The organism is Nocardiopsis chromatogenes YIM 90109 (genome assembly GCF_000341185.1).
GTDB lineage: Bacteria > Actinomycetota > Actinomycetes > Streptosporangiales > Streptosporangiaceae > Nocardiopsis_A > Nocardiopsis_A chromatogenes.
In genome coordinates this window covers 1-7,575 of record NZ_ANBH01000181.1, presented here as the reverse complement: position 1 = coordinate 7,575, position 7,575 = coordinate 1, and the positions used below count along the sequence as shown (strand labels likewise).

6 protein-coding genes and 1 pseudogene are annotated in these 7,575 nt (G+C 76.1%); 6 read left to right on the top strand and 1 reads right to left on the bottom strand.

Annotation, left to right across the window (positions count from 1 at the left end; translation table 11 throughout):
* Window positions 1-160: 160 nt before the first annotated feature.
* The gene (locus D476_RS0118205) at window positions 161-751 is read left to right on the top strand and encodes a GNAT family N-acetyltransferase (protein WP_017625363.1); all 591 of its coding nucleotides are present in this window, start codon (window positions 161-163) and stop codon (window positions 749-751) included.
* Window positions 752-1,377: 626 nt separating this feature from the next.
* Here D476_RS0118205 and D476_RS39775 read toward each other — a convergent pair.
* Window positions 1,378-3,291 carry a DEAD/DEAH box helicase gene (locus D476_RS39775; protein ID WP_017625362.1) on the bottom strand — a complete coding sequence of 638 codons (1,914 nt, stop codon included), beginning with the start codon at window positions 3,289-3,291 and terminating at the stop codon, window positions 1,378-1,380.
* A 760-nt stretch (window positions 3,292-4,051) separates the two neighbouring features.
* Here D476_RS39775 and D476_RS33765 point away from each other — a divergent pair.
* The 5 genes and pseudogenes from D476_RS33765 (at window position 4,052) to D476_RS39765 (ending at window position 7,553) form a co-directional block, all read left to right on the top strand.
* On the top strand, window positions 4,052-4,450 hold the full coding sequence (locus tag D476_RS33765) for a LapA family protein (RefSeq protein WP_083939558.1): 399 nt from the start codon (window positions 4,052-4,054) through the stop codon (window positions 4,448-4,450).
* Window positions 4,447-5,376, top strand: a complete 930-nt coding sequence (locus tag D476_RS0118190) for a YihY/virulence factor BrkB family protein (protein ID WP_017625360.1) — start codon at window positions 4,447-4,449, stop codon at window positions 5,374-5,376. Before D476_RS33765 ends, D476_RS0118190 begins: the two co-directional genes overlap by 4 nt.
* A gap of 863 nt (window positions 5,377-6,239) precedes the next feature.
* A complete protein-coding gene (locus D476_RS33760; protein WP_152529381.1) occupies window positions 6,240-6,977 on the top strand; it encodes a sensor histidine kinase in 738 nt (245 codons plus the stop codon).
* Between the two features lie 45 nt (window positions 6,978-7,022).
* Window positions 7,023-7,244: pseudogene (locus D476_RS39770) on the top strand (response regulator); the annotation flags it as partial.
* 15 nt (window positions 7,245-7,259) lie between these two features.
* Entirely contained in the window at window positions 7,260-7,553 is a 294-nt protein-coding gene (locus D476_RS39765; RefSeq protein WP_275041557.1) for a response regulator transcription factor, read from the top strand.
* Window positions 7,554-7,575 lie beyond the last annotated feature (22 nt).

Here is a 7,575-nt window from a genome sequence, read left to right as displayed (position 1 = left end):
GGGCGGGCCCGCCGCCTCGGGCATCACCACGCTCATCCTGCCCTGACCGACCAGCGGGACCGAGCGCCGCCTCCCCTTGGCGGAGCGGCTCCTCAGGTCCGGTTAGCAGTCAGGGGGACCGCCCGCCTGTCGACCCGTGCCCGCAGGGCACACTGTGCCCATGGACCTTCCCGACCGCGTCCCCGAACTCAACGCCCGCGCGGGAATCACCCTGCGCCCCTGGCGCCTGTCCGACCAGCCCCTGGTCCGACAGGCCTCCCAGGACGCCTACATCCCCGCGATCACCACGGTGCCGCGCCCCTACACCGAGGCCGAAGGGGCGGCGTTCGTGCGGCGGCAGTGGGAGCGGACCGCGACAGGCGGCGGGTACCCGTTCGTCATCGTCGACCCGGGCGGGCGCCCCGTCGGCAACGTGGGGCTCTGGCTCAAGGACCCGCGCCGGGAGCGCGCGTCACTGGGGTACTGGGTCGCCGCATCAGGCCGGGGGCAGGGCGCGGCCGCGGCGGCGCTGGCCGCTGTCACCGACTGGGCCGTGCACGGGCTGGGCATCCCCCGCCTGGAGCTGTACGTGGAGCCGTGGAACACGGCCTCCATGCGCACCGCCGAACGCTCGGGCTTTCACCGCCAGGGGCTGCTGCACCGGTGGAGCCTGATCGACGGCGAGCACCGGGACATGGTCATGTACGCACTGCACGGCAGCGACCTGCCGCAGGCACCCGAGGAACCGCCCGGGACACTCGACCGCCCCTGAGGGCCCGCCGGGCCCGACCGTCCGGCCTTCCCCCGGCGGCAAGGCTCTGCCGCCCGGCCCACGGGCACTGCCGGCGGCGCGCCAGAGACCATGAAGCACGGCCACCGATGACTGGCACCTCACCCACGCCGTCGACGAGTTCCCCACCCAGGCCGGGGGCTTCCTGCGTTCGCGCCCCGCCCTGGACAACACCGCGCTGACCGACATCGAGAAGCTGCAGACGCACAGGACGGCCGCCGGGAACGGCGCCCGAACGGGACCGGTGGGCCGACTGGAGCCGCCGGGCGGAGTCCGCGCGGTCTGCTCCCTGACTCCGGACGGGCGCCTGGGCCTCACGCCGCTGTCCTCCGGACAGGCCGACACCCTCGCCTGTCCGGCCTGGGCCACCGCCCTGTCCGCGTCATCGCCGACCGCGACACCGCCCCATGCCTTCGCCGCCTCATGGCAGCGGAGCCGCACGTACCGCATCGACCGGCCCGGACCAAGGCCGTGTGCGCCGGATCGGGGGCCGCGCCCGGCGCCCCGCCGTCGGCGGGCGCTGTCTTAAAACGGATAGTGGGGGCGGCGCATGCGCCGCCCCATTATCCGTGCTTCAGCCGTCCCGGGCCTTCACCAGCCCGGCCGCGTCAGTCGCGGGGGCCGCGGCCCGCCGACGCCGGGCGGCGCTTGGGGGCCGGGCGCTGCCCGCCGCCCTCGCGGGCGTCGCGCCGCACGACCGCCTTGCGGCCCTTGATCATCGCGCCCTGCAGGGCGTCGATCACCCGGTCGGCGTCCGATGCGGGCACCTCCACCAGGGAGAACCGCTCGGCGATCTCGATGGCGCCGATGTCGCGGCCGTTCAGGCCCGCCTCCCCGGCGATCGCGCCCACCAGGTCCTGGGGGCGCACCCGGGCGCTGCGCCCGGCCCCCACGAACAGGCGCACCCGGTCGCCCGAAGGGCCGCGCCCCGGGCGGCGGCCCGGGCCCTGGGCGCCCCGGTCCCGCTCGGGCCGGTCGGTGCGGCGCCCGCGCCGGTCGCCCTCGGGGCGCACCGGCACCTGCGGGATCTCCTGCTCGCCCTCGGCGGCCGGGGCCAGCACCCCGTGCGCCATGCGCAGCGCCTCCAGCGCCACCTGCTCGGCCCCGAACTCCTCGCGCAGCGACCCCAGGACCTCCTCCAGCTCCGAGGGGGCGGCGGCCTGCGCCCCGCCCTCGGAAGCGCCGTCCTGCGACAGCGCCCGGTGCAGCGCCTGGCGGGTGCGCTCCAGGCGGCGGCGCCGCATCTGCTCGACGGTGGGGACCTGCTCGACCTCGATCGGGCTGGCCGTGGCGCGGCGCACCGCCTTCAGGCGGCGCTGGTCGCGCGGCTCGATCACGGTCAGCGCCACGCCCTCGCGCCCGGCGCGCCCGACCCGGCCCGTCCGGTGCACGTAGGACTCCGGCGCCGCGGGCAGCCCGAAGTTGACCACGTGCGTCAGGTGGTCCACGTCGATGCCGCGGGCCGCCACGTCGGTGGCCACCAGCAGGTCGGCCGCGCCCGAGCGCAGGCGCCCCATGACCCGGTCGCGGTGCTCCTGGCCCATGCCGCCGTGCAGGGCCTCGGCCCGGCGGCCGCGCCCGTTCATCGCCTCGGTGACCCGCTCGACCTCCTCGCGGGTCGCGCAGAACACGATGGCCGCACCCGGGTCCTCGGCCTCCAGCAGCCGGGCCAGCGCCGCCTCCTTGTAGCCGCGCGGCACCAGGTAGGCGCACTGGCGCACGCGCGGGGCCTCGCCCTGGGCGCGCTTCTCCGGGGCGATGCGCACCCGCACCGGGTCGCTCAGGTGGCTCTGGGCCAGCGCCTCGATGCGCGAGGGCATGGTGGCCGAGAACAGCACCCGCTGGCAGTCGGACGGGGTCTGCTCCAGGATCTGCTCGATGTCCTCGGCGAAGCCCATGTCGAGCATTTCGTCGGCCTCATCCAGCACCGCCATGGACAGCCGGTCCAGCACCAGGCCGCCGCGGCCCATCAGGTCCAGGGCGCGGCCCGGGGTGGCCACGACCGCGTCCACCCCGCGCTCCAGGGCGCGCAGCTGCCGCCCGATGGGGGTGCCGCCGTAGACGGGCAGCACGCGGGCGCGGGCGACGGCGCCCAGGGACTCCACCGCCTCGCACACCTGCACCGCCAGCTCACGGGTGGGCACCAGGATCAGGGCGGCCGGGGCGCCGGAGGAGCGCTCGGGGCGGTCGGCGAGCATCTGCAGGATGGGCAGGGCGAAGGCGGCCGTCTTGCCGGTGCCGGTGGCGGCCTGGCCGAGCAGGTCGCGCCCGGCCACCAGCGGCGGGATGGCCTCGCGCTGGATGGGGGTGGGGTCGGTGAACCCGGCCTGGGCCACCGCGGTCTGCAGGCGCGGGCCCAGGGGCAGGGCCGAGAAGCCCTCCGGGGCCTCCTGCTCGGCGGCGGGCCCGGCGGCCTCGGCGCCGGACTCCTCGGGCAGGTGCCCGTCCTGGGCGTCGGGCGCGACGAATCCGAGCTCGGGGTCGAGGTCGGCGGCGGCGTGGTCGGCAAGGGCGGATGCCATGAATCTCCAAATAAGGACGCGGGCGTCGTGTCCGTCGGGGCATCGCGCGGTGCGGGCACGCGGGGGTGCCCGCAGGCTGCTGCGGGGTGGATGGGCGCGGACCTGTCCCTCGCGACGCCGCGCGTCCGCAGTGCGCTCTCGCCGCATGCCCGGTTCCGGCCCCATCCCATGGGGCCGCGGGCGCTCAAGGGTCGCGGCCTCCCCGACGGTCACTGGCTCCGGCCGCACCCCAAGCCTAGGCGATAGGCGGCGGTGCGCGGGCACCGGGGGCGGCAGGGGAGACCAGAAGCACACCGCAGGCGGGGGCGGCGGACGCCCTCCAGGGCCCCGGCCGCAGGGGCGGGACGGGGGTCCTGGGGGCGCCTGCGGAGCCGCCGGGAGAGCCCTGGCCTGCGAGGGAATCCCGGGCGCGGCGGGGCGCCCCCCCCGGGCCCCCGACCGCCCGTGGGGGCGCGGCGGCCACGGCCGGGTGCGGACCAAGGAACGGACCGTTCCGCCGGGCCGCTCCCCTGCCGGGGGGCCGGCACGCACATCGGCTCCGAAGGGCGCCCGGGGCCGAGGCGGCCCCGCCGCCGGATGACCGGCCCCCGACGTCGTCCCACACGCACCCCGAAGGAGCGGGTCCGACGGGCCCGCGCCAGGACGGGCGAACGGGCCTGCCGGGGCAGGGAACCCCGGCGTAGACTCGGACGCACCCGGTACCGACGATGTTTCGGGCCGAGGCATCCGACCGCGTCGGCCCACGTCAGGGGGATGCGGCATGCCGTTCCACCGTTGGTTCAACCGCGGCCGCCCGGACGACGGAAGCGGCCCCGCCACCGCCGCCTCCAGGCCGCCCTCCCGCAGGCGGCCGGATCCGGATACGAAGCCGGAACCGGAGCCGCCCCGAGAGCCCGATGTGCCCGGGAACCCCTTCGGAGTGTGGGCCGCGATCGCGGCAGGCGTGCTGCTCGCCGCCGTCCTCATCGTGTTCCTGCTCAGCAACACCGATCCGGTCGAGGTCGCCTTCCTCAGGTTCAAAGGCGAGCTGCCCCTGGCGATCGCCCTGCTCATCGCGGTGATCGCCGGAACCGTGATCGCTCTGGTCCTGGCCGCCGCCCGCGCCACCCGCCTGCGGTACCAGGCCCGCAGCGGGCGCCGTCCCCCGACCCCGCCGTGACACCCCGCCCGCGGCCTTCCACCACGCCGACGGACACCGGGGAGCGCCCCGGCGGCGGCCTCCGGCTCGGCGACCGGGCGCGGCGCCTGCGGCGCCTGGCCACCGACACCGCCGGCCGGGCCTGGACGGACCGCATCCTGGGGCTGGCGGCCGAGGCCGGATTCTGGGCCCTGCTGTCCCTGACCCCCTTGCTGCTTGTCCTGGTGGCCGCCATCGGCTATCTGACCCCGCTGTTCGGCCCGGGCACGGCGGGCCAGGTCGAGGCCTGGATACTGACGGCGGCCGGGCACGTCCTGGCGCCCTCGGCCGTCGAGGAGGTCATCGGCCCGGTCCTGGCCGACGTGCTGCGCCACGGGCGCGGCGAGTTCGTCTCGGTCGGCTTCCTGCTCGCGCTGTGGAGCGGCTCGGCGGCGATGAACACCTACGTCAATGCCATCACCATCGCGTACGGGATGAACGGTCTCCGTTCGGCATTGCGGTCCCGGTCGCTGGCCTTCGCCCTCTACCTGGGGGCGCTGGGCGCCGGAGCCGTCGTACTGCCGCTACTGGTCGCCTCCCCCGGCTGGATCCTGGCCGCAGCCCCCGCCGCCGCCCGCCCGGTCGTCGGGCCGCTGGTCGGTGTGGGCTACTGGCCTCTCCTCGTCGTTCTCTGCACGGGGCTGCTGGTCGTCCTCTACCGCGCGGCGACGCCGATCCGCGGCCGCTGGCGGCGCGATGTGCCCGGCGCGGTCCTCGCGATGCTGCTGTGGCTGGGCGGGAGCCTGGCGCTGCGGTGGGTCCTGGCGGCGGCCGTATCCGACAACGCCGCCTACGGCGTACTGGCGGCGCCCGCCGCGGCCCTGCTGTTCCTGTATGTGACCGCGCTGGCGGTGCTGCTCGGAGCTGAGCTCAACGCCCAGGCAGCCCGCTCGTCGGCCGACGGGTGACCCCGCGGCCCGGTCCGCCCGCGCCCTCTGGCCCCGGCCGGACCGCCCCCGCGGGCCCCGCGCACCGACCGCACAGGGCAGGTGGTCGGCTGCGTTCCGACCATCCCGCCGGGCCGCTTCCTGGCCCAGGTGCGCCGGGCCCCGGAACCTGGAGCCGTTCTACCGCCGCCAGCGCTTCACCGTGCCGGACTTGGGGAGCCGCTCCGTCTGGAGGCGCTGCTCGCCCTGCCCGCGTCGATCGCCTCCGAGGGTGAGGAACGGTTCTTCCGTCGGCTGCTGGGCTGAGCGCACCTGGGGGCGTGGAGGGGCGGTACAGGATTGAGCGGTAGAGCCGCGACCTGGGCACCGGTTCGATGACGGCGCCGAGTCACGAGCTGCTTTGCGGCTCGCCGTAGTTCGGGAGGACCGAGCCTCCCACAGCCCCCGCACCGCAGGGGCGACGGCCCCTGCGGCCCCCTGGGGGCGGAGTTTCGTTTGGGCGGGGCGGGCGTTTCCGGTGACGGTTCGGTGCGCCCTCCACACCTGACCCCCGGTAACGCCCACTTATCGGGGGTCAGATCTGCCGCCGCTTCGGACCTTCGTTTTGTTTGCGGAGTCGGTATTACGTAATAAAGTAACGTAATTAATTAACGTTATTCGGGTGGAGTGGCCGAACCGGCTCGCGGGGCCCGGGGGCGCACGCCGTGCACGGCCGCCGTGGTCGCCGCTATGGCCGAAGGGGCGATCCGCCCGGGGACCGCCGCCGATGAGGACCCGCCCCGGTCCACCCGCCCCCGGCCTCCGGGGGACCCTGGGTCCCTGCCCCGCCCAGCGCACCTGCTTGGTAGCCCGCCACCTGCGCGAACGCCAACCGCAGAGGGCGAGTGAGGAAGGGCCCGGCGACGGCGACCGTGGCCGCCGCCTACGCCGACATCTCCTACGGCCCCTGGCGGGTGCCGGTGACCGCGCACTTCGGCCAGTACATCGGAATCCTGCTGCTGGCGATCGCCGCCTACCGCTCGGGGCTGCTCGGGACCGGCCGCACCGCCCTGCTGCTGCTGTGGGGCACGCTCTGGAACGGGGTGCTCAAGGAGGCGACGCTGTTCGACTGCGCCGCCGCGGCCGCCACGGGCGAGGCGCAGCTGATCCGCCGAACCGCACAGGAGGCCCTCCTGCAGTTGCGCCACGTGCTCGGGGCGCTCGGCCCCACCGGGCATCCCGCACCCGAGGGGCCCCCGCCCGCGCTCTGCGACGTGGCCGACCTGGTCGAGCGGTCCCGGTCGGCGGGTGTCGCGGTCGAACTGGAGCACAGGGGGGCCGAACACGCGGACGCGGCCGGCGCCGCCGAGGAGCACGCCGCCTACCGGGTCGTGCAGGAGGCACTGACCAACGTGCACAAGCACGCCGGCGGCGCCGCGACCCGCGTCGCGGTGCGCCGCACCTCCGAAGCGATCGAGGTCACCGTGGAGAACGACCCGCCCCACAGGGCCCCGGTGGCTCTGCCCGGCGCCGGGGCGGGCCTCATCGGGCTGGGCGAGCGCGTCCGGGCGCTCAGCGGGCAATTCCGGGCGGAGCCGACCGCACGGGGCGGGTTCTGTGTGCGGGCGAGGCTGCCGACGTGACCCGGGTCCTGATCGCCGACGACGAGTCCCTGAGACGGGGCCGAGGCCGTCACCGCCGTGCGCCGCCTGCGGCCCGACGTGGTCCTGATGGACGTGCGAATGCCCCGGATGAACGGGGTGGCGGCGCTCAAGGCGATCAACCGCGCACCCGACCCGCCCAAGGTCGTCATGCTGACGACCTCCGACCTGGACGAGTACGTCTACGGTGCCCTGCGCGCGCGGGCGGCGGGGTTCCTGCTCAAGGGCAGCGGGCCGCAGGAGCTGATCGCGGCCGTTCGCGCGGTGGCCGACGGCACCGCGATCCTGGCACCGGCCGTCACCCGGCGGCTGGTCGACGCCTTCGCCGAGCACCACCCCGCGGCGGCGCGCGCAGCCCGCGACCGGCTGGAGCGGCTCACCACACGGGAGAGGGACGTCGTCGCAGGGGTGGCCCGGGGGCTGGCCAACGCGGAGATCGCCCGGGAGCTGGCGATGACCGAGACCACCGTCAAGGCCCACGTCTGCCGGTCCCTGGCCAAGCTGGGCCTGGCCAACCGCGTGCAGATCGCCCTGCTGGTACGCGACGCCGGCCAGTGAGGGCGAGGCACCCGGCGCCCCC